The sequence below is a fragment of the Mycobacterium sp. NPDC050441 genome (assembly GCF_040655355.1).
In the GTDB taxonomy this organism is placed as follows: domain Bacteria; phylum Actinomycetota; class Actinomycetes; order Mycobacteriales; family Mycobacteriaceae; genus Mycobacterium.
This window is the reverse complement of record NZ_JBFAJS010000010.1, coordinates 1-19,465: the sequence shown is the minus strand read 5'-3', so window position 1 is coordinate 19,465 and position 19,465 is coordinate 1. Positions and strand designations below refer to the sequence as shown.

At 66.2% G+C, this 19,465-nt stretch carries 19 protein-coding genes; 7 read left to right on the top strand and 12 right to left on the bottom strand.

The features are described from left to right. Positions 1 to 28 precede the first annotated feature (28 nt). Positions 29 to 1,297: a competence/damage-inducible protein A gene (locus AB0I14_RS26140; protein WP_358027972.1), complete on the top strand. Its 1,269-nt coding sequence runs from the start codon at positions 29 to 31 to the stop codon at positions 1,295 to 1,297. Between the two features lie 10 nt (positions 1,298 to 1,307). Here the strand turns inward: AB0I14_RS26140 and AB0I14_RS26135 are convergent, their stop codons facing one another. The 7 genes from AB0I14_RS26135 to AB0I14_RS26105 form a co-directional block, all read right to left on the bottom strand. After that, complete coding sequence (locus tag AB0I14_RS26135) at positions 1,308 to 2,693, bottom strand: 2-polyprenyl-6-methoxyphenol hydroxylase-like oxidoreductase (RefSeq protein WP_358027970.1); 1,386 nt, start codon at positions 2,691 to 2,693, stop codon at positions 1,308 to 1,310. Positions 2,694 to 2,784: 91 nt separating this feature from the next. After that, positions 2,785 to 3,432: an MBL fold metallo-hydrolase gene (locus tag AB0I14_RS26130; protein ID WP_358027967.1), complete on the bottom strand. Its 648-nt coding sequence runs from the start codon at positions 3,430 to 3,432 to the stop codon at positions 2,785 to 2,787. Between the two features lie 48 nt (positions 3,433 to 3,480). Then, entirely contained in the window at positions 3,481 to 4,395 is a 915-nt protein-coding gene (locus tag AB0I14_RS26125; protein ID WP_358027963.1) for an alpha/beta hydrolase, read from the bottom strand. A 12-nt stretch (positions 4,396 to 4,407) separates the two neighbouring features. Continuing rightward, entirely contained in the window at positions 4,408 to 5,310 is a 903-nt protein-coding gene (locus AB0I14_RS26120) for a fructose bisphosphate aldolase (protein WP_358027960.1), read from the bottom strand. A gap of 109 nt (positions 5,311 to 5,419) precedes the next feature. Beyond that, entirely contained in the window at positions 5,420 to 6,895 is a 1,476-nt protein-coding gene (locus tag AB0I14_RS26115; protein ID WP_358027957.1) for an amidase, read from the bottom strand. Between the two features lie 6 nt (positions 6,896 to 6,901). Next, a complete protein-coding gene (locus AB0I14_RS26110) occupies positions 6,902 to 7,126 on the bottom strand; it encodes a hypothetical protein (RefSeq protein ID WP_358027955.1) in 225 nt (74 codons plus the stop codon). A gap of 43 nt (positions 7,127 to 7,169) precedes the next feature. After that, complete coding sequence (locus AB0I14_RS26105; protein ID WP_358027952.1) at positions 7,170 to 7,799, bottom strand: hypothetical protein; 630 nt, start codon at positions 7,797 to 7,799, stop codon at positions 7,170 to 7,172. 398 nt (positions 7,800 to 8,197) lie between these two features. Between AB0I14_RS26105 and AB0I14_RS26100 the strand changes: the two genes are divergently transcribed. The 5 genes from AB0I14_RS26100 to AB0I14_RS26080 are packed head-to-tail and all read left to right on the top strand — an operon-like array spanning position 8,198 to position 12,769. Continuing rightward, positions 8,198 to 9,127: a TauD/TfdA family dioxygenase gene (locus AB0I14_RS26100; protein WP_358027949.1), complete on the top strand. Its 930-nt coding sequence runs from the start codon at positions 8,198 to 8,200 to the stop codon at positions 9,125 to 9,127. A 1-nt stretch (position 9,128) separates the two neighbouring features. Next, the gene (locus AB0I14_RS26095) at positions 9,129 to 10,007 is read left to right on the top strand and encodes an ABC transporter permease (RefSeq protein ID WP_358027946.1); all 879 of its coding nucleotides are present in this window, start codon (positions 9,129 to 9,131) and stop codon (positions 10,005 to 10,007) included. After that, a complete protein-coding gene (locus tag AB0I14_RS26090; protein ID WP_358027943.1) occupies positions 9,994 to 10,737 on the top strand; it encodes an ABC transporter ATP-binding protein in 744 nt (247 codons plus the stop codon). The genes AB0I14_RS26095 and AB0I14_RS26090 overlap by 14 nt, the downstream gene beginning before the upstream one ends. A gap of 28 nt (positions 10,738 to 10,765) precedes the next feature. Continuing rightward, the gene (locus tag AB0I14_RS26085) at positions 10,766 to 11,818 is read left to right on the top strand and encodes a PhnD/SsuA/transferrin family substrate-binding protein (RefSeq protein WP_358027940.1); all 1,053 of its coding nucleotides are present in this window, start codon (positions 10,766 to 10,768) and stop codon (positions 11,816 to 11,818) included. Positions 11,819 to 11,851: 33 nt separating this feature from the next. Then, a complete protein-coding gene (locus tag AB0I14_RS26080) occupies positions 11,852 to 12,769 on the top strand; it encodes a TauD/TfdA family dioxygenase (RefSeq protein WP_358027938.1) in 918 nt (305 codons plus the stop codon). Between the two features lie 38 nt (positions 12,770 to 12,807). Here the strand turns inward: AB0I14_RS26080 and yaaA are convergent, their stop codons facing one another. Further along, complete coding sequence (gene yaaA, locus AB0I14_RS26075; RefSeq protein WP_358027935.1) at positions 12,808 to 13,554, bottom strand: peroxide stress protein YaaA; 747 nt, start codon at positions 13,552 to 13,554, stop codon at positions 12,808 to 12,810. A gap of 53 nt (positions 13,555 to 13,607) precedes the next feature. After that, positions 13,608 to 14,270, bottom strand: a complete 663-nt coding sequence (locus AB0I14_RS26070) for a peptidoglycan endopeptidase (RefSeq protein WP_358027931.1) — start codon at positions 14,268 to 14,270, stop codon at positions 13,608 to 13,610. Positions 14,271 to 14,820: 550 nt separating this feature from the next. Between AB0I14_RS26070 and AB0I14_RS26065 the strand changes: the two genes are divergently transcribed. After that, complete coding sequence (locus tag AB0I14_RS26065; RefSeq protein ID WP_358027928.1) at positions 14,821 to 15,594, top strand: metalloregulator ArsR/SmtB family transcription factor; 774 nt, start codon at positions 14,821 to 14,823, stop codon at positions 15,592 to 15,594. Here the strand turns inward: AB0I14_RS26065 and AB0I14_RS26060 are convergent. From AB0I14_RS26060 to AB0I14_RS26050, 3 genes are all read right to left on the bottom strand, one after another. Then, positions 15,591 to 18,488, bottom strand: a complete 2,898-nt coding sequence (locus AB0I14_RS26060; protein ID WP_358027925.1) for an MMPL family transporter — start codon at positions 18,486 to 18,488, stop codon at positions 15,591 to 15,593. The two genes, AB0I14_RS26065 and AB0I14_RS26060, sit on opposite strands and share 4 nt — an antisense overlap. Then, positions 18,485 to 18,958 carry an MmpS family transport accessory protein gene (locus AB0I14_RS26055; RefSeq protein WP_358027922.1) on the bottom strand — a complete coding sequence of 158 codons (474 nt, stop codon included), beginning with the start codon at positions 18,956 to 18,958 and terminating at the stop codon, positions 18,485 to 18,487. Before AB0I14_RS26055 ends, AB0I14_RS26060 begins: the two co-directional genes overlap by 4 nt. Positions 18,959 to 19,372: 414 nt before the next feature. Continuing rightward, positions 19,373 to 19,465, bottom strand: a 93-nt coding sequence (locus tag AB0I14_RS26050; RefSeq protein ID WP_358028485.1) for a DUF5078 domain-containing protein, incomplete at its 5' end; no start/stop codon positions are given.

The following is a 19,465-nucleotide window of genomic DNA, read 5'->3' as shown; positions in this document are numbered from 1 at the left end:
CCTGCGCGCGCTGCGTAGTGTTCACGGGGTGAGCGCACGCGCAGGCATCGTCGTTACCGGAACCGAAGTACTCACCGGCAGGGTTCAGGACCGCAACGGTCCGTGGCTGGCCGACCAGCTCCTCGAGCTCGGCGTCGAACTCGCACACATCACCATCTGCGGTGACCGCCCCGGCGACATCGCGGCGCAACTACGGTTCCTGGCTGACGAGGGCGTGGATCTGATAGTGACGAGCGGCGGGCTCGGACCGACCGCCGACGATCTCACCGTGGCGACGGTCGCCGAGTTCTGCGGTCGTGAACTCGTGCTCGACGCGGCCATGGAGGAGCGGATCGCCGCCATCCTGCGCAAGCTGATCGGCGACCGGCCCGGCGTGGATTTCGATTCGGTGCGTGCCGCCAACCGCAAGCAGGCCATGGTGCCCGTCGGTGCGGAGGTCCTCACACCCGTCGGCACCGCACCCGGCGTGGTCGTTCCGGGCAGCCCGACGGTGGTGGTGCTGCCCGGACCGCCGCGGGAGTTGCAGCCGATGTGGCACACCGCTGTCGCGACCGAGGCTGTGCAACAAGCGATTTCGGGGAGGACCGAGTACCGGCAGGAAATGGTGCGGATGTTCGGCCTCGCCGAGTCCGGCCTGGCCGAGACCTTGCGCGACGCCGAGGGCGCTATCGCGGGCTTCGATGCACTCGAGATCACCACCTGCCTGCGCCGCGGCGAACTCGAGATCGTCACCCGCTACGAGCCCGACTCGGCCGGTGCCTACCACGATCTGCTCGCCCTGCTGCGTGACCGGCACGGTGCCGCGCTGTACTCCGAGGATGGCGCGACCGTGGATGAGCAGGTGGCCGGCCTGCTCGCCGGGCACCGGATCGGCACCGCGGAATCCTGCACTGCCGGACTCCTGGCCGCGCGGCTGGCCGATATCCCCGGCTGCTCGGACTACTTTGCCGGTGGCGTGGTCAGCTATTCGAACGAGGCCAAGGCCGAATTGCTGAACGTGGATCCGGTTCTGATCGCCGAGTACGGTGCGGTGTCCGAACCGGTGGTCGAATCCATGGTCAACGGCGCGCTGCACCATTTCGGTGCCGATACCGCGGTGGCAATCAGCGGCATCGCCGGTCCGGACGGCGGCACCCCGGAAAAGCCCGTCGGCACTGTGTGTTTCGCGGTCCGGGCCGGACCGGTGGCCGTCACCCGCACCCTCCGGCTCCCGGGCAACCGATCGGACATCCGCGAGCGCGCCACCACGGTCGCCATGCACCTGCTGCGTCGGGCGCTCACCGGGGTCGGCGACTGACCCCACACCCTCAGGTGTGTGCCACCACCGCAGCCGCCGAGGCGGCGGCACGCACGCCGCGACGTCGTCGCGGGGCACCGCGCGCCACCCGCGCCACGATCGACGGGTGCACCAGTCTGCCGGGTGGGTCGACCAGGTTCATCACCCGGAAGAACGCCTCGGTCACCACCGGATCATTCTCCGCAGCCGCGAGCACCTGCTGGGTGTACCAGTTGGACAACCGCATCGAGACCGGGCGGTCGCCGGGGATCTGCGGCAGGGCCAGATCGGCGCCGCACGCCATCTGCCATGCCGTGTTGACGCACCCGGCCGCGGCACGCAGGAACCTGCGTCCCAGATCATCGGCGCCCCGGGCCAGGCAGTCGCGCAGCGCCAGCGCCTCGAGCGCGGCCACCGACATCCCTTGTCCGTACACCGGATTGAAGCTGCAGATCGCGTCACCGAACACCAGGAGGCCCTCGGGGAAGCGGGGCATGCGTTCGTATCGTCTACGCACGCTCGCGGGGTAACGGAAGGTGGCCGCCGATTCCAGCGGTTGGGCGTCGCGCAGGGCCGCGATGGTCTCGGCAGGGAACAGTTCTTCCACGAAGTCGACCATCCCCGCCAGATCGGCCGGTGGCTCATGACCGTTCATGCCAGCCGTGGTGAGCAGCCAGGTGTTGTCCTCGTAGGCGAACAATGAACCGCCGTAAAGTCTTTCGGGGACAGCGCCGACGAGGGTGAGCCGATCGCGGGGCGACGCGCCGGCGAAGCGCAACAGTTGGCTGGAATAGGCCACCTTCACCTCGACCCGGTCTTCGGCCGGACGCCCGAATCCCGCGCCCTCCAGGAACGCCGGAGTCCGGCCGGCACGCCCCATGGCGTCGACGATCAGATCGGCAGCTATCGCCTGCCCGGTGCTGCCGCCCCGGGCGGCGACCAGGACGCCCGTCACACGCCGGGTGTCGGTCATCAGCAACTCGACCGCGTCATGCCCGTCGAGGATGTCGACGTTGGGAATCGCGCGCACCCGGTCCCGCACGTGAGCTTCCAGGAACGGTCTGCTGGCCAGATACGACGCGATAGGTCTGGACGGCTGCCGGTCGAGATTGAGTCGGTGGCCGCCAAATGTCAGCGAGATGAGAGACAGATTCGCCCCGTCGAGCACCGTCGCCCCGTCGGCGGCCAGGTCCTCGGGGAGCCCGGGAAACAGTTCGGCCAGCGCCTGTAGTCCGCCGCTGAGCAGTCCGTGGGCGTGCCGGCCCTGTGGGACGCCGCGCCGCTGGGCCGGACAGTCGGGCAGTACGTCGCGTTCCACGAGCGTGACCGTGTCGAAGAAATCAGCCAGCGCCCGGGCAGCCAGGAGTCCTCCCATGCTCGCGCCCAACACCACTGCGTGCGTGCCGATCGTTGCCATTGCCAACCTCCGGACCCGCTGGCACATCGCCAGTTGTTCGAAGTATCGGAGCGGGTCGGAGTCGGGCCTAGAGTAGTGCGCTACTCGAACGTCAGCGGGCCACCGGTATCGAGCGCCGCGCCTCGTCGACGCATACGGACCAGTCGGCCCCGTCGAGGGCCGTGACCGCACGCGCGCCGAAGGCGCTGGAGATCACGACATCGGGTTGCAGGCTCGCCAGCAGGTTCAGGCTGTCGGCCATGGCTGCGGCATCGCCGACGCCCGGGATCACGAAGGTCGACCATCGCCCGTCGGCAGCGACGAACATGGTGTCCCCGGTGAACAGATAGCGGCCCTGGGCGCCCTCCACCAGATAGCTCGTGCTGCCCGGAGAATGACCAGGGGTGGGGATCACCTCGACTCCACGGTCATCGACGTGCCGGGAAGAGAGCAGTACGTCGATCGGACTGTGCGGTTCGATCGTCTCGCGTTCGGCGGCAGGCGCATGCAGCCGGGAAGCGAACCGCTCGGCGACGCGGGCCAGCATCGGTCCGGCCTCGTCCTGGTGTGACAGGTAGTGGTCGCCGACTCCGCCGAGTGAGTTCAGCGTGGCGAAGTCGGCGTCACCGGCCGGGCAATAGAACAGTGCGTTGGGCCCGTTCGGCGTCCACAGGTAGGCGTGTGTGGTCAACCCGGGAAACGGTGTGTCGGTGCGTGTTTCCCAGAGGTCCGACCGAATCTGGGTCATCGAGGTTGTCATGACGACAGCCTCGACCCTCAACAATGGTTGAGGTCAACCTCGGCGAGTTCAGTCGGTTTTCGCCTGGTCCCACATCGAGATCATCGTGCCCATGATCTCCTCGGCACAGCCCAGTCCACCGAGGTGACTCTCGTAGGGCAACTCGGTCATCACCGCATGGGGCAACCGGGACACCACATGCTGGCCGTGCGCGAACGGAACGATGTGGTCATGGTCGCCGTGCCACCAGCGCACCGGAACATTGACCTCGTCGAGCCGGAAGCCCCAGTCACGCTCGAACACCACGATGTCGTAGAACGGGGCGGCCAACTGCTTACGGCTGCCGTTGAGCAGATCGTCGAGGAACATCGCCTTGAACTCGGGCCGGCCGAGCATGCGCCGGTCGCCCTCGGGGGAGATCCGCGCATAGATCTCCAGGGCCGGGGAGGCGACGGGCCGGATCAACCGGATCAGCCCGGACGCGGCCAACCGGATCGGGGCGCCGGCCACCTCCAGGATCGGTGCGACCACCGCGCCGAGCTGCATCAGCGGACTGCTGATCGCGTCGGGCCCGATCATCGGGGCCACGCCGCCGAGCACCCCGGCCGCCACCACCCGGTCGGGCATGGCGGCCGCGGTGGCCAGCGTGTAAGGACCGCCACCGGACAACCCGATGACGGCCATCTTGTCGATGCCGAGAGTGTCGGCGATGGTGCGCAGATCGTCACCGAAATCCAGCACCCTGTCGTACTGGTGCGGGGTGGACGAACCGATGCCGGGCCGGTCCACCCCGATCAACCGGATGTGGTTCCGCTCGGCGTGGATCCGGGCCTCGGTCGGGATCTGCCTGCGGGCGCCCGGGGTGCCGTGCAGCCAGAAGACCGCACGACCCTGCGGATCACCGAACTCGGCGAACCCGAGTTGGCGGCCGTCGCCCACGGCGACATTGCCCTCCAGTTTGGGGCGATCGATCGGGATGACCATCTGCGGGTTCCGTTACTCTGCGCCGGGCGCGACAGAGGCTTCATAGATCGACTGGATCGACTTGTCCAACGTGGCATTGAACTCGTCGTCGCTCTGCTGGGCCGACAGCCCCTCGGTGAGCGCCCGGCTGAAGCTGGCGATCACGCCGGTGTTCTCGGCGAGCTTCTTGTTGGCCTCGTCGCGCGAGTAGCCACCCGACAGCGCGACCACCCGCATCACCTGGGGATGCTCGACCAGCGACTGGTAGTGGTTGGCGACGGTCGGCAGGGTCAGCTTGAGCATGACCTTCTGGTCGGTGGGCAGCGCGTCCAGGTTCTTGGTGATCTCATCGCGGAGCAGATCCTCGGCCTCGGCCTTGTCGGAGATCGAGATGGTGACCTCGGGCTCGATGATCGGGATCAGGCCGTGCGAGAGCACCTGCTTGGCCACCTCGAACTGCTGGGCCACCACGGCGGCGATGCCGTCGGCGTTCGCCGCGCCGATCACCGAGCGCTCCTTGGTGCCGAAGATGCCGTTCTTCGCCGCACGGGCCAGCAGATCGTCGAGGCCGGGCATCGGCTTCATCACCTGCACGCCGTCGGCAACGTCGGCCAGACCCTTGTCGATCTTGAGAAGCGGCACCACGCCCTTGTCCTCCCAGAGGTAGGTCGCGGTGGACTTGCCCTCGATGGAGCGGTCCATGGTCTGCTCGAACAGGATCGCGGCCAGCACCCGGTCACCGTTGAACACCGGAGAGGTGATGATGCGTGAGCGCATCTGGTGGATGAGGTCGAACATCTCCTCTTCGGAGGAGTAGGCGCTCTCCTCGACACCGTAGAGACGCAGGGCCTTGGGCGTCGACCCACCGCTCTGGTCGAGCGCGGCGATGAAGCCCTTGCCCGTGGTCATCTTGTCGGCCTGCTGCTGGTTCACCATGAGGTTGTCCACTCCTTTGAAGACGGCGTCGTGATGTTGTCGTGCTGTGGAGGCGCTACCCGGTCGAACACCGCCGGTGGCGCACCGTTCGCCTCAGAGGATATGCGGGCTACGTCACGGTGTTGGCGGCCACCCATCGGGGCGGGATGCGGGTGGCCCACGGGGCCGCCCGTTCGAGCTGACCGGCCAGGCTGAGCAGGATCGACTCGTCGGGCGCCATCAGCTGTACCCCGATCGGCAAGCCGTCCCGCGTCTGGCCCAGTGGCAGGGAAATCGCCGCCCAGCCGGTCACATTGGCCAAGGCGGTCCATCCGGTGGTGGCGAACTCGACGTCGAAGAAGACCCGGGTGGTGCCCCGGGGCTGGTTCAGCCGCCCGTACGGCGGCGGGCCGGTCAGCAGCGTCGGTACCAGCAATACGTCGTGACCAGCCATTTCCCGGGCGAACCGACGGGTCTGGGCATGGATCGCCGAGATCGCGTTCGCGTACGCCACTCCCGTCGTGGTGAAGCCCTCGCGCATCATCACCCAGGTGCTCGGCTCGAATTCGTCCTCGCGGGGCGCCCGTCCCAGGTGGTCGGCAGCCAAGTGATGTAGTTCTGCGTTGCTGACGGTGTGCAGCACCGCGATGGCCTCGGCGACCGCGTCCGGGTCGATGGTCGGAGCGCCCGGAGTGAGCCGATGTCCGAGGCTCTCCAGCAGACGGCCGGTCGCCTCGACCGCTGCCACGACCTCGGGGTCGATCCGGTCGGTGGGAAACGGCGACGAGGTGGCGATCAGGATGCGTTGGGCCGACGGGGTCTGAGCGGCCGACTGGAGGAATGGGACGGCCGGGGCCGTGGCGGTGTAGGGGTCGCCCGGGGCGCTACCGGCGATGACGTCGAGCAGTGCCGCGCAATCGCGCACCGTGCGGGTGAGGGCGTGGCCGTTCACGAGGCCTTCGAGTCCGTGGCCACCGTCGGGGGCGAAGGACGACCGCCCGCGCCGCGGCTTGAGGCCGACGACGCCGCAGCATGAGGCCGGCACCCGGATGGAACCGGTGCCGTCGCCGCCCGAGGCCGCGGGCACCACACCGGCGGCCACGGCCGCTGCCGAACCGCCGCTGGATCCACCCGGGGTGACGATGGGGGACCACGGGTTCACCGTGGGCCCGAACAGCAACGGCTCGGTTGTGCAGTGGTTGCCCCACTCCGGGGTGTTGGTCTTGCCGAACACGACCAGGCCCGCGTCGAGGTAGCGGTCCACCGTCCACGCGGATTCTGTTGCGACATGGTCGCGCAACGCGCGTGACCCCATGGCCTCGCGGGCGCCGGCCAGTGCTGCACCGAGATCCTTGAGCAGGAACGGCACCCCGGCCAGCGGCCCGGCCTGCTCGTTGCGCAGCACTCCGGACTCGTCGAGGGCAGCGGCTTGTGCGCGGCCCCTGTCGAACAGGTCGGTGATCACGGCGTTGAGACCGCGGGTCGCCTCGACCCGGGTGATCGCTGCGTCGAGTAACTCGACCGCGGTCAGCTCACCGGCAGCGGCCAGCGCCGCCTGCCCGATCGCATCGGTGCGTGCAAGTTCGAATGCCGACGAGGAATCCATGCCACATCACTCCGGGAGGTCGCTGGTGGGGGTGTCCGGCGGTGCGGTGCTGCGGGTCACCTCGAGTGCGATGAGAACGTCGACCGCAGTGATGATCAGACCCGCGAAGTACATCCATTTGAGAGTCGGATCTGGTTGTGCAGCAAAGTAAATGATCAGGAAGATCGGTCCGACTATACCGAAGACGAACATCATGGCCTGGATGCGGACATACCGCCAGAATGTGGACATCGATCTCCCGCCGCATGGCCGATGAGCGGCCAGCTTAGCGCGGCTACCGCGGCGCCACGACTACCGGCGTGGACAGGATCTCGCGGTACTCGACCATCGGTTCGCGTTTGAGGACCGCACTTCCCGAGGTGACGAGCAACTCGGTCGGTGAGACCGCGTAGTTCACCTGGTAGTTGCGGGCGACGAACCTGCGGCCGGGCGTGACATCGGCCGACGCCGCCAGCGCGGCCCGGTCGGTCAGTCGCACGCCGTGGTATTCCAGCCGGCCCGTGCGGTCCAGGCAGATCACGACAAGTGAGCCTTCGGTGCGGCCGATGGCCCTGGCGGTCTGGGTATCGCGGCAGCGTGCCGGGGAGTCGACGAAACCGGACCCGTCGGATGCGAACGCAGCGGCCAGCGGAGCGGCGGCGCGCTCGGTGAAGACGGGCTGCTGCAGGCGGTTCGGTTTCACCTCATACGTTCTGGCGCCGACGGCGTAGACCGAATCCCTGGCGGAAAGCTTGGAAGCCAACGTGGTGATGATGACGAACGCGGTGAGCAAGGAGCTGACCACCGCTGCGGCCGCCACCCCGATCCCGACGGGAAGCCACTGTCGTTGCGGCGCCTTCCGGTGCCGTCCGCGGCGAACCGGCTGATACGGCGGATGCGGTGTGGAAACTGGGCAGGTGACCAAGCTTGCTCCCGGGAACGGCGGTGTGATGGGCGTGGCACAGGCGACGGGCGCTGACGCGAGCTCATATTCTGCACGACGAGACGGGGCGCTGTGGGTGACACCCGGGAATTTGCCGAAATCCGGTCGCGGTGTGGGCCGCTCGCGTTGCCGTGGCAATACCCCGCTGAAAGTAGCTCGGCAACAGTGCGATTCGCACTCGCATTCCGGCGAAGTGTCAGTACACCGCAGGCAGAAGTGATTTGGGTCGCCGGCTCGGGCGGCGGCTGGCAACGCCATTTCGGTCACCTGCTCGGCGAGGGTACTTCACGTCACGTCGATTCAAACCGGTAAGCCCTGCCGCCATCCTCGTTAGCGTCGAATGGCCGATATATGCAGCCGCTTTCGAGGGGAGTGTGGCCATGTCTTCTACTGGACTCACCATCAGTCCGTTGTCGGGATTCACCGGCGCCGTGATCGACGGGGCCGATCTATCGGCGCCGCTGCCGGACGAACAGGTAGCGACGATCCGCGAAGCCCTGCACCGCTGGAAGGTGGTGTTCTTCCGCGGGCAGGACCTCGACCACGCATCGCAGATCGCGTTCGGCGCCCAGTTCGGCGAGGTGACCCCCGGCCATCCTTACGAGGGCGACTCTGCCCCAGCCGGATTCCCGCAGATCCACACGGTGTCCCCGGCCGCCTACGACCACCGGTACGGCACGAAATATCGCAAGCGGCAAAGTCCGAACGGGCCCGGGTGGCATGCCGATGTCACGCCGTTGATCAACCCGCCGTCGCATTCGATACTGCGAGCGGAGCGTGTGCCCGGCTACGGCGGTGACACCCAGTTCACCAATGTGGCTGCCGTCTATGCGGGTCTGTCCCCGTCGGTGCAGGGCCTCGTCGACGAACTGCGTGCCGAGCACCGCTTCGGTTCGACGACACCGGCTGAACGCAGCACCGAGAAGATCGGTGATCTGGTGCGCAGCAATCCACTCGCGACCATCCACCCGGTGGTCCGGGTGCACCCGGAAACAGGGGAGAAGGTTCTCTACGTCAACCCGTCCTTCACCCGCGAGATCGTCAATCTCTCGCCCCGGGAGGGCAGGCACCTGCTGGATCTGTTGTTCGAGGAGATCGCGCGGCCCGAGTACTCGGTGCGGTTCAGGTGGGAGCCGGGCAGTGTGGCGTTCTGGGACAACCGGGCCGCGCTGCACCTGGCCCCGCGGGACTTCGAGCATGTCGAGGGCGATCGGGTGCTACACCGCATCACCCTGGTGGGTGACATTCCGGTGGGCCCCGATGGTGTTGCATCGGAGTCGATTTCGGGCGACTACTTCGGCGCCGCCTGAGATGTCCATCCTGTTGTCGCGGCCGACTGGCACCGCGGGTCCCGAGGCACCACGAGCTGATGCACCGATCGGGCTTGTCGATCCGCGGGCGGCGGTCCGTAGGGCACAGCGCAAGCCGGTGGTGCCGCGTTCGGTGCAGCGCCTGCTGGGCCCGGTCCTACTGGTCGGCCTGTGGCAACTGCTCTCCACCGTCGGCATCTTCGACGAGCACACCGTGCCACCGCCGACCCGGGTTCTCGGTACCGCATGGACGCTGATCGCCGACGGGACCTTTCAGGAACACCTGACCGCCAGCCTGCTGCGCGTCGGATACGGCCTGGCTTTCGGCATCGTGCTCGGCCTCGGGCTGGCGCTGATCTCCGGTCTGTCCCGGATCGGGGAGAACTTCGTCGACGCCAACATGGAAGTGCTGCGTGCGGTTCCGAACTTCGCACTGGTGCCACTGCTGATCGTGTGGTTCGGCATCAGCGAGGTGCCGAAGATCCTGCTGATCACGCTCGCCGTCGCCGTCGCGATCTACATCAATACCTTCAGCGCGATCCGCAGCGTCGATGCCACCCTGGTGGAGGCTGCCCGATCATTCGGTGCCGGCCGCGCCGAGATGATCTACCGGGTCATCATTCCCGGGTCGCTGCCGGGATTTCTGGTCGGCCTGCGACTGGCGCTGACGGCCTCCTGGTTGGCGTTGATCTTCGCCGAGACGATCAACGCCAAGAAGGGTCTGGGCCGGATGATGACCGACGCCCGCGAGTACTTCCAGATCGACATCGTCTTCGTGTTGATCGCGGTGTACGCGATTCTCGGACTGATCTCGATTCTGGTGGTCCGATTCCTCGAAGGCCGTTTGCTCACCTGGAGGCGGGCCTATGACGGTGGCTGACACACTGGCGACCACTGCCGGCGCGCCGTCGGTGGTGATTGCCCGCGACGTCCGGAAGCGGTTCGGGGACAACGTCATCATCGACGGACTCGATCTGGAGATCCGGGCCGGCGAGTTCGTTGCGCTGTTGGGTCGCAGCGGTTCCGGCAAGAGCACGTTTCTGCGGGCACTGGGCGCGCTCGACAGCGAGGTGGACGGCTACCTCCGGGTACCCGGGCGGCGGGCGATCGTGTTCCAGGATTCCCGGTTGCTGCCCTGGCAGCGGGTGCTGGCGAATGTGACGATCGGATTGCCCGCCGGCGGCGCGGTACGACAGCGCGCGCTGGCGGCGCTGGGCGAGGTCAATCTGGCGGACAAGGCAAAGGCGTGGCCGCGCACATTGTCCGGCGGAGAGGCGCAGCGCGTCGCGCTGGCCCGGGCCTTGGTGCGCGAGCCGCAGCTGCTGCTGCTCGACGAGCCGTTCGGCGCACTCGACGCGCTCACGCGGATCAGGATGCACGGCCTGCTGATGGATCTGTACCGCAGGCACACCCCGGCGGTTCTGTTGGTCACCCACGACGTCGATGAAGCGATCTTGCTCGCCGACCGGGTGATCGTGCTGACCGACGGCGTCATCTCTCTCGATGTCGACGTCACGGTGCCCAAACCTCGGGCACGTGACACCCACGAATTCACCACCCTGCGAAAGCGATTGCTCTCCGAACTCGGTGTGTCCGAAGACAAGGAATGATCAGATGCCCTCTGGTGGTGGAGTTCGATTGCGATCCGCCGTGTTGTTGTTGTTGTTGGCGCCCTTGCTGCTGAGCGCGTGCGGGTTGTCCGACGACGAGGCCGGCAAGGCCATCGACACGGTGAAGATCGCCGCCAAGACCGAGGTTCCGGCCGGCACCAAGCTCGTCGTCGCCGAGCAGAACGGGACACAGTCCCTGCCGTGGAATCTGGCAAATGCCGGCCAGGGAACACCCTATGAGGTGGATTTCGCCGATTTCAGCGGTGGAGCCGCGGTCATCGAGGCACTGCGCTCGGGCGCAGCTGACATCGGATCCATCGGCGAGGCACCGGTCCCCATCGCGGTGGACAGTGGTGTCACGGACCTGGTGACCATTGGGCTGCAGGCGAATCCGGGGACCAGTGGTGGCTACTACCTGGTGGCCCGCCCGGACAGCGGGGTCAAGACGATCGAGGATCTCCGTGGTAGGCGGGTGGCCTACCCACCGGGGTCGGGCCGTCACATGGTGACCGCAGGCCTTCTCAAGCGCCATGGCCTGGACCTGCGAAGCGACGTGCAGCCGGTGGAACTGGCTGGGGCGGAGGTGGTCCCGACGTTCGCTGCGGGCGCGGTCGATGCCGCAATCGTGTTGGGCAATCAGTATTACCAATTGGGTGAGCCACCGATCCTCGGTGATGGCACGGGCATCAACACCGGCATCCAGACACTGATCGTCCGAAGGGATGTACTCGATGATCCCGCCAAGGTGGCGGCAATCGGCGACTACGTCGGGCGGGCGGTCGCGGCGAACAACTGGAAGGACACGCACGCCGACCAGTGGATCGACCAGTACTACGTCAAGGTGCAGGGCATCACCTTCGACCAGGGCAGGAAGTTGTACGACGAGGACGGGATCGCCTCGTACTACCCGATCGACGAGCAGTCCACGGCGTTGTTTCAAACCGTTGCCGACGGCCTGCGCGAGACCGGAACCATCAAGGGCCGCGTCGAGGTGTTGCCCTTTGTGGACGGTCGCTACAACGACATCGTCACCGCGCAGAACGAGCTCGACGGCGTCACACCGAAATCGCTGAAGTCGTAACGGCTCCAGACACATAGACCGAGGGGAACACCGATGACACAATTGGCATCCGCACTGAGTATCCGGCCACAGTCCGGCTGGATCGGCGCCGAGATCCACGGAATCGACCTCACCGCACCGCTACTCGATGAACACGTCGCCGAAATCCGTGCCGCGCTGCTCAAATGGAAAGTGGTGTTCTTCCGCGATCAGTTCATCGGCCACGATGATCATCTTCGGTTGGCCCGGGCCTTCGGCTCTCCGACCCCGGCACATCCGCTGTTCGATTCCATCCCGGACCCGGATTACCCGACGATCTACCCGATCTTCGCCGACCGGTTCAAGTCCCGCTACGGCACCAGCCGCGGTTACGACAAGGCGAACTGGCATGCGGATGTCACCGCGGCGGTGAATCCGCCTGCCGCGTCGATACTTCGGGCCGAGGTCATCCCGCCCTACGGCGGGGACACCCAGTGGGCGAACACTGTCGCGGCGTACGGCGGATTGTCTGCGCCGTTGCAGAGGCTCGCCGACGTTCTGCGGGCGGTGCACCGGTTCGCGCCACCGGACGGCACGACGGCAACGGAGGACTATCAGCGCCGGGTGGACCGCCGTCCGCTGCTGACCGAGCATCCGGTGGTGCGGGTACATCCGGAGACCGGGGAGCGTGCGCTCTACGTCAACCCGGGATTCACCAGCCATATCGTTGACGTGTCGCCGCACGAGAGCCGCCGCCTGCTCGGTCTGTTCTACGACGAGTTGGTGCGACCGGAGTACACCGTGCGGTTCAAGTGGGAGCCGGGCAGCATCGCGTTCTGGGATAACCGCTCGACCGTCCATCTGGCACCGTCCGATCTCACCGGCGAGCACGACCGTCGGCTGTATCGGGTGACGCTGGTGGGGGATGTGCCGAAGGGGCCGGACGGCCGTCCCTCGTCGGCTTTGAACGGCGAGCCGTTCCGGGCTGCTTGAACGGCGAGCCGTTCCAGGCTGCCTGAGTCGGCGAGCCGTCAGGCCGGCACCACGACGGTGAGTTCATCGCCGTCGCGCTCCACATTCATCCCGGCGCGGCGGGCCACGGCCGCGACTCCGGCCGCGTTGCCGGGTTCGCTTCGGGAACTGACCAGTGCACGGGCCAGGTGGCCTTTGTGAGCCTTGTTGAAGTGGCTGACCACGGTCCGTTGCCCATCAGCGCGTTCGGCCAGGACCTGGACCCGCACCGCACCGGGGATCCGGCCCAGGCCTGCGTAGGAGCCGGATCGGAGATCGACGATCAGCTCGCCGGCCGAGAGGTCGGCCAGCACGGGCTCCAGCAGCGGGCGCCACCGTGTGGCCAGGCCGGGTTGCCCGGGCAGTTTGGACGAGGCTGACAACCGGTATGCGGGCACCGGATCGTCGGCACGGAGCAGACCAAACAGTGCGGATCCGACGGCAAGCCGACTGCGAGCCCGAGCGGCGGCCGCGCCGCGCAGCGATCCGACGTCGAGGGCGTCGTAGAGCACCCCGGTGTATCGCTCGATGGCGGGCATCGTGGGCGCCTGCCGGAGTGCCGCGTTGCGTTCGATCTCGGCGTCCTGGCTGGCGGAGATCGCCAGGGCCTTCCGGCAGGCCGGCGGGTCGGCAGCGAGCTCGATCAGTTCGTCGATCAGTGACTGGCGGAGCGGGGTGAGCTCAGGCGAGCTCAGATTGTCCAAACGCACCGGCGGGCCGTCCCCGCCGGTGCGTTTGGTCTCCGACGGTGGAAGCAGCACGAGCACATCCAGACGCTATCCGAATGTCCGCGGCCTGCTGACCACCGACCGGTGTGATGTCAGACGGCGATCGGCGCCGGCTCTTCGGGGGCTGGGGGCGCCGGCGGGGGCGGGACATCCAGCACGATCGGCGCCGGACCGTCCATCGGGGCCACCGGCGGCATCGCATCAGCCGGCGGCGGTGGTGCGAACGGGTCCATCGGCGCCGGGGCGGCCATCGGATCGATCGGCGGCGGTGGTGCGAAGGGGTCCATGGGCGCCGGGGCGGCCATCGGCTCGATCGGCGGGGGCGGAGGGGGTGCGAACGGGTCCATGGGCGCGTCCGCAGGCGCCTCCTGCGGCCCTTCTACGGCAACGGGCAGGTACATGTGGTGGCTGAACTGGCGCTGGTAGGCGCCGCCGCCACCGACCCGCACCCCGTGGCCGCCCTCTCCCGAGGACACCGGCGTGCCGTCCGGCAGGGTCACGGCGGTGTGGCCGCCGTTCCAGCCGATCACCAGGGCGCCGGGCTGTGTGCCGTACTTGAATCCACGGGCCAGGAGCGCACGCTCCTGGTTGCCGGTGTTGAACCGGTCGCCGTAGACCGGACGGCCGGTCGCCATATTGCTGACCCAGGAAGCCAGGCCGGAGCAGTCTGTGCCGGCCGGCGAGTCTCCACCCGAGATGTACGGCGTGCCCGAAACCTGCTGGACAAGCGCCATAAGCGTCGCGATAGCAAACATGCGGCGGGACGCTAGCAGAGCCGATTTTGAGCGGGCAAAATATGTGACTCCGTTCACAACAGGTGTTGCATATGGACTGCTTCACGTGTTTTGGCATTGAGTGTGGTTGTCTGCGCGTGTAATTCGGTTGCCAGTGACGGGTGCGTCACCGGCGTTGTATCGACGTATCGAACAATCACCAATAGTGCTGTGACACTGGGCTTGTGCTGCGATTCAGCGCCTTGTTTCTCGGCTGGTTGGGTCGATCGGAAACTCGAATTACATTGATGTTAAGGATATTTCGGAGCTCGCCCTACCGTGCGCCGGAACTCGGGGGCGTCGTCGGCATCGCCGACTGGGCCCAGTGAAGTCTTCTCCAGATATAAGGAGACGGCAGTCTGCGATGTTGGCAACGTCGCCTCCTTCTGGCGGTGGCTGGGCGCCCGCGATCCGGCGCGCTGATCCATGGTTCGGACGCGTACACCGGGGTCGGTGACGCTTTGACATGCAGCCAAATGACTGCATAATTGCTGGAGGCGGCCGATCGGCCGCCGACGGCGGGATGGCGACGGTGGACCAGGTCTTCAAAGCGCTGGCGGACCCGAGTCGGCGGCTGCTACTGGACAGCCTGAACGACAGCGACGGGCAGAGCCTGCGGCAGCTCTGTAGCGGCCTGTCGATGGCGCGGCAGTCGGTCAGCAAGCATCTGGCGGTGCTGGAGGCGGCCAACCTCGTCACCACGCTGCGTCGGGGCCGGGAGAAACTGCATTACCTCAACCCCGAACCGATCAACGCCATCGCCGACCGCTGGATCGACCGCTACGACTCCACGAGGAGAGAGGCCCTGCAAGACCTCAAGACGGTCTTGGAGAGCCCCGCCATGCCCGGCGAGTTCGTGTACACCACGTACATCCTCACCACCCCGGAAAGGCTGTGGCAGGCGATCACCAATCCGGCGTTCTCCAGCGGCTATATGGGACACGCCATCGAATCCGATTGGCAGAAGGGTTCGACCTACACCTGGATCGAAGGCGGGTTACGGATCGACGACCCCGAGCAGGTAGTGGTCGAGTCCGATCCCTATCAGCGGTTGGCCTTCACGTTCCACACGTTCACGCCCGAACTGCAACAGATCGCCCCGGACCTGAGCGAGGAGGACCTCGCCGAGGCGGCGGCCGAACCCCGGTCGCGGGTGTCGTTCGACATCGAACCGGTCGGGGCCCAGGTGAAGCTCACGGTGATCCACGAGGGTTTCGACCCGGCCGGCACCGTGCGAGAGATGATCTCGCACGGCTGGCCGGTCAAGCTGTCCAGCCTGAAGTCCGGACTGGAGCAGGCCGCCTAGACCAGCGCGTCCTGCGGATCGCGCTGGACGGGAGTGGGCCACGGCGCCGGCAGCGGACGCTGACGCACCTGCTGCGGCCACCAGAACCACTTGCCCATCAGCGCTGCGATCGAGGGGGTCATGAACGAGCGGATGACCAGGGTGTCGAACAGCAGACCCAGACCGATCGTGGTGCCGACCTGACCGATCACGGCCAGTTCGCTGACCGCCATCGACATCATGGTGAACGCGAACACCAGACCTGCCGAGGTGACAACGGACCCGGTACCGCCCATGGCGCGGATGATGCCGGTGTTCAACCCGGCATGTATCTCCTCTTTGAACCGGGAGACCAGCAGCAGGTTGTAGTCCGCACCCACCGCCAACAGCACTATGACCGCCATCGCCAGCACCATCCAGTGCAGCTCCAGCCCGATCAGGTGCTGCCAGATGAGCACCGACAGGCCGAATGAGGCGCCGAGGGACAGCACCACGGTGCCGACGATGACCGCGGCGGCCACCACGCTTCGCGTGAGGATCAGCATGATGATGAAAATCAGGCACAGCGCCGCGATTCCGGCGATCAGCAGGTCGTAGTTGGCGCCTTCCTGCATGTCCTTGAAGGTGGCCGCGGTGCCGCCGAGGTAGATCTTGGAGCCCTCCAGCGGGGTGCCCTTGATGGCCTCCTTGGCGGCCTGCTTGATCGCATCGATGTGGGAGATCCCTTCGGGGCTCATCGGATCGCCCTCATGGCTGATGATGAACCGCACCGCATGCCCGTCGGGGGACAGGAACATCTTCATGCCGCGCTTGAAGTCCGGATTGTCGAAGGTTTCCGGCGGCAGATAGAACGAGTCGTCGTTCTTGGAAGCGTCGAACGCCTGGCCCATGGCCGTCTGGTTCTCCATCATCGCTTCCATCTGATCCTGCAGACCGCCCATCGTGGCCTGCATGGTCAGCATCATGTTCTTCATGTTCTTCATGGTCTGGATCATCGGCGGCATGATCGTGACCAGCTGCGGCATGAGTTGGTCGAGACGGTCCATGTCCGGCATCAACTTCTGGATGTCGTCGGTCATGGTGTCGATGCCGTCAAGGGTGTCGAAGATCGAACGCATCGACCAGCACATCGGGATGTCGAAGCAGTGCGGTTCCCAGTACAGGTAGTTCCGGATCGGCCGGAAGAAGTCGTCGAAATCGGCTATGTGGTCCCGCATTTCGGCGACATCGACGACCATGCCGTGCATCTTGCCCACCATGCTGTGGGTGGTGTCCGACATTTCCTTGGTCAGCGCGAGCATCTTCTCCATCGTGTCGACCGTTTTTTGCATCTCGTCTGCCTGGACCAGCATGTCCTTCATGCGGTCCTGCATGTACTTCATGTTCATCATCTGCGTGGTGCCCTGCATGCTGATCTGGAACGGGATCGAGGTGTGCTCGATCGGCGTCCCCTGCGGGCGCGTGATGGCCTGGACCCGAGAAATGCCGGGCACCTGGAAGATTCGCTTGGCGATCCGGTCGATCACCAGGAAGTCCGCTGAGTTGCGCAGATCGTGATCGCTTTCGATCAGCAGCAATTCGGGGTTCATCCGGGCCTGCGAGAAGTGGCGGTCGGATGCCGCGTACCCGGTGTTGGCCGGCAGATCCGCCGGAAGGTACTTGCGGTCGTTGTAGTTGGTCTTGTACCCGGGCAGGGTCAGCAGGCCGATCAGCGACAGCGCAATGGTGGCGACCAGGATCGGCCCCGGCCAACGCACCACCGCGGCACCGATCTTGCGCCATCCGCGGGTGCGCATGGCCCGCTTGGGTTCCAGCGTCTTGCCGAACTTGGTGGCCACCGAGATGATCGCCGGCCCCAGAGTCAGGGCGGCGACCACGCCGGTGACCATGCCGATGGCCAACGGGATACCGAGTGACTGGAAGTACGGCAGGTTGGTGAAGTGCAGACACAGCGTGGCGCCGGCGATGGTCAGGCCTGAGCCCAGCACCACGTGCGCGGTGCCGTGGAACATCGTGTAATACGACTGTTCCCGGTCCTCGCCGACACTTCGGGCCTCTTGATATCGGCCGATCAGGAAGATCGCGTAGTCGGTGGACGCCGCGATGGCCAGCGTCACCAGCAGGTTGGTGGCGAACGTCGAGAGCCCGATGATGTTGTAGTAGCCCAGGGCGGCGACGACGCCGCGCGCCGCTGAGAGTGAGAGCACCACCATGACCAGGGTGAGGATCACCGTGATGACGGAGCGGTAGACCAGCAGCAGCATGATGATGATGACCGTGAAGGTCAGCCCCTCAATGATTTTCACGCTGCGGTCGCCGGCGATGTGCTGGTCGGCGGCCAGTGCGGCGGGGCCGGTCACATATGCCTTGACGCCGTCTGGGGCCTTTACGCTCTCGACGATCTGTTGGACGGCTTCGACGGACTCGTTGGCCAGCGCCTCGCCCTGGTTACCGGCGGTGTAGACCTGCACGTAGGAGGCCTTGCCGTCGGAGCTCTGGGCGCCCGACGCGGTCAGTGGGTCGCCCCAGAAATCCTGAACGTGCTCGACGTGCTTCTTGTCGGCCTCGAGCTTGGCGACGACCTCGTCGTAGAAATCGTGCGCTTTGATGTCCAGGGGCTCGTCGCCCTCGAGCACGACCATTACCGAGCTGTTGGACTTGAACTCCTGGAACACCTCGCCGACGCGCTTCATGGCGATCATCGATGACGCCTGGTCGGGGCTCATCGACACCGACCGCATCTTGCCCACCTCTTCGAGCTGGGGTACGGCGGTGTTCACGATGCCGATAAGGACGATCCAGCCGATGATGATCGGGATGGCCAGCCGCCGGATCCACTTGGCGATCCCACCGTGCTGGGCCGGCCTCGGCGCGGTGACCGGGAAGGCGTCGGTCGGGGCGTCGTGGGTGCTCATGCAGATTTCACCAAGCAGAAGGTCTGGGCGTTCACGCCGTTGGAGGTTCTCTCGTCCTTGAGTTCGTCATCGACGGTGATGCGGCAGCCGATCGTGTTGCCGTCGCCCTGCGCGACGATGTTGGGGAACACCGACGGTGCGGTGGACTCCAGGCGCAGCGTCCAGGGCAGGGTGACCCCGTCGATGCGCTGGGGCTGGGCGTCGAGATCGAGGTAGTTCACGTCCGCCGTCGCACCGGGGACGCCGTAGATCTCGTAGACCACGACCTTCGGGTCGAACGGCTTGGTGTCATCGACCTTCGCGCTGGAGAACCCGGAGCCGTCGCCTGCGCCGAAGAACGTGCGCACCCGCATCACCGTGAACCCGCCGACCACGACCACCACGACGATGATCAGGGGGATCCAGAACTTCTTAGCCAGGCCAGAAATCGAAAACTGTTTCCGGCGAGAGCTTTTCGTCGCGTTGGTCATCGTGAAATGGCACCGGTCCGTCGGTTGTGGGCAAATTGGGTATTGAGGCGGCGAGGCGACGTGGCCATGCCGACGGCATGGCAGTCGATGGGGGAGCACCCGTGCACCATGTTCACCTCGAGACGCCTCGCTGTCTAGCCGAATGGCTAACTAAAAACTTAGCGAGATATTAGCCTATTTAAATGAGTGGCAAAACGGTGACACAGGTGTGACGCCACGCCCGCGGTGCTGAGCTGCCGTCGGTGAACTCTCGACTTCGTCCACGCACGGGTAGCCAGAGGTCAGGCAGCTTTTTCGCCGCGTACCGGGGGCGCTGTGGGGTGAAGCAGGGCTACTGATTGTGATGGAGCTAACGGAAACGGACTGGGCCCCGTCGCCGTGTCGGCGGCGGCACCCAGCCCGCGTGGAGTTCCGTCAGTGCCAGTCCCAGACCGACATGTCGTTGGGTGGGTAGTTCTGGCAGACGTCGGTGGTGTTGGCTGCGACGCCCTTGTTGTTGAAGAACAG

Excerpts from the sequence above, each read along its gene's own strand:
- AB0I14_RS26055 (WP_358027922.1), bottom strand. The coding sequence starts at position 18,958 with ATGACCAACGCGACGAAAAGCTCTCGCCGGAAACAGTTTTCGATTTCT.
- AB0I14_RS26115 (WP_358027957.1), bottom strand. The coding sequence starts at position 6,895 with ATGGATTCCTCGTCGGCATTCGAACTTGCACGCACCGATGCGATCGGG.
- AB0I14_RS26090 (WP_358027943.1), top strand. The coding sequence starts at position 9,994 with ATGACGGTGGCTGACACACTGGCGACCACTGCCGGCGCGCCGTCGGTG.
- AB0I14_RS26070 (WP_358027931.1), bottom strand. The coding sequence starts at position 14,270 with ATGTTTGCTATCGCGACGCTTATGGCGCTTGTCCAGCAGGTTTCGGGC.
- AB0I14_RS26095 (WP_358027946.1), top strand. The coding sequence starts at position 9,129 with ATGTCCATCCTGTTGTCGCGGCCGACTGGCACCGCGGGTCCCGAGGCA.
- AB0I14_RS26060 (WP_358027925.1), bottom strand. The coding sequence starts at position 18,488 with ATGAGCACCCACGACGCCCCGACCGACGCCTTCCCGGTCACCGCGCCG.
- AB0I14_RS26080 (WP_358027938.1), top strand. The coding sequence starts at position 11,852 with ATGACACAATTGGCATCCGCACTGAGTATCCGGCCACAGTCCGGCTGG.
- AB0I14_RS26110 (WP_358027955.1), bottom strand. The coding sequence starts at position 7,126 with ATGTCCACATTCTGGCGGTATGTCCGCATCCAGGCCATGATGTTCGTC.
- AB0I14_RS26120 (WP_358027960.1), bottom strand. The coding sequence starts at position 5,310 with ATGGTGAACCAGCAGCAGGCCGACAAGATGACCACGGGCAAGGGCTTC.
- AB0I14_RS26125 (WP_358027963.1), bottom strand. The coding sequence starts at position 4,395 with ATGGTCATCCCGATCGATCGCCCCAAACTGGAGGGCAATGTCGCCGTG.
- AB0I14_RS26135 (WP_358027970.1), bottom strand. The coding sequence starts at position 2,693 with ATGGCAACGATCGGCACGCACGCAGTGGTGTTGGGCGCGAGCATGGGA.
- AB0I14_RS26100 (WP_358027949.1), top strand. The coding sequence starts at position 8,198 with ATGTCTTCTACTGGACTCACCATCAGTCCGTTGTCGGGATTCACCGGC.
- AB0I14_RS26130 (WP_358027967.1), bottom strand. The coding sequence starts at position 3,432 with ATGACAACCTCGATGACCCAGATTCGGTCGGACCTCTGGGAAACACGC.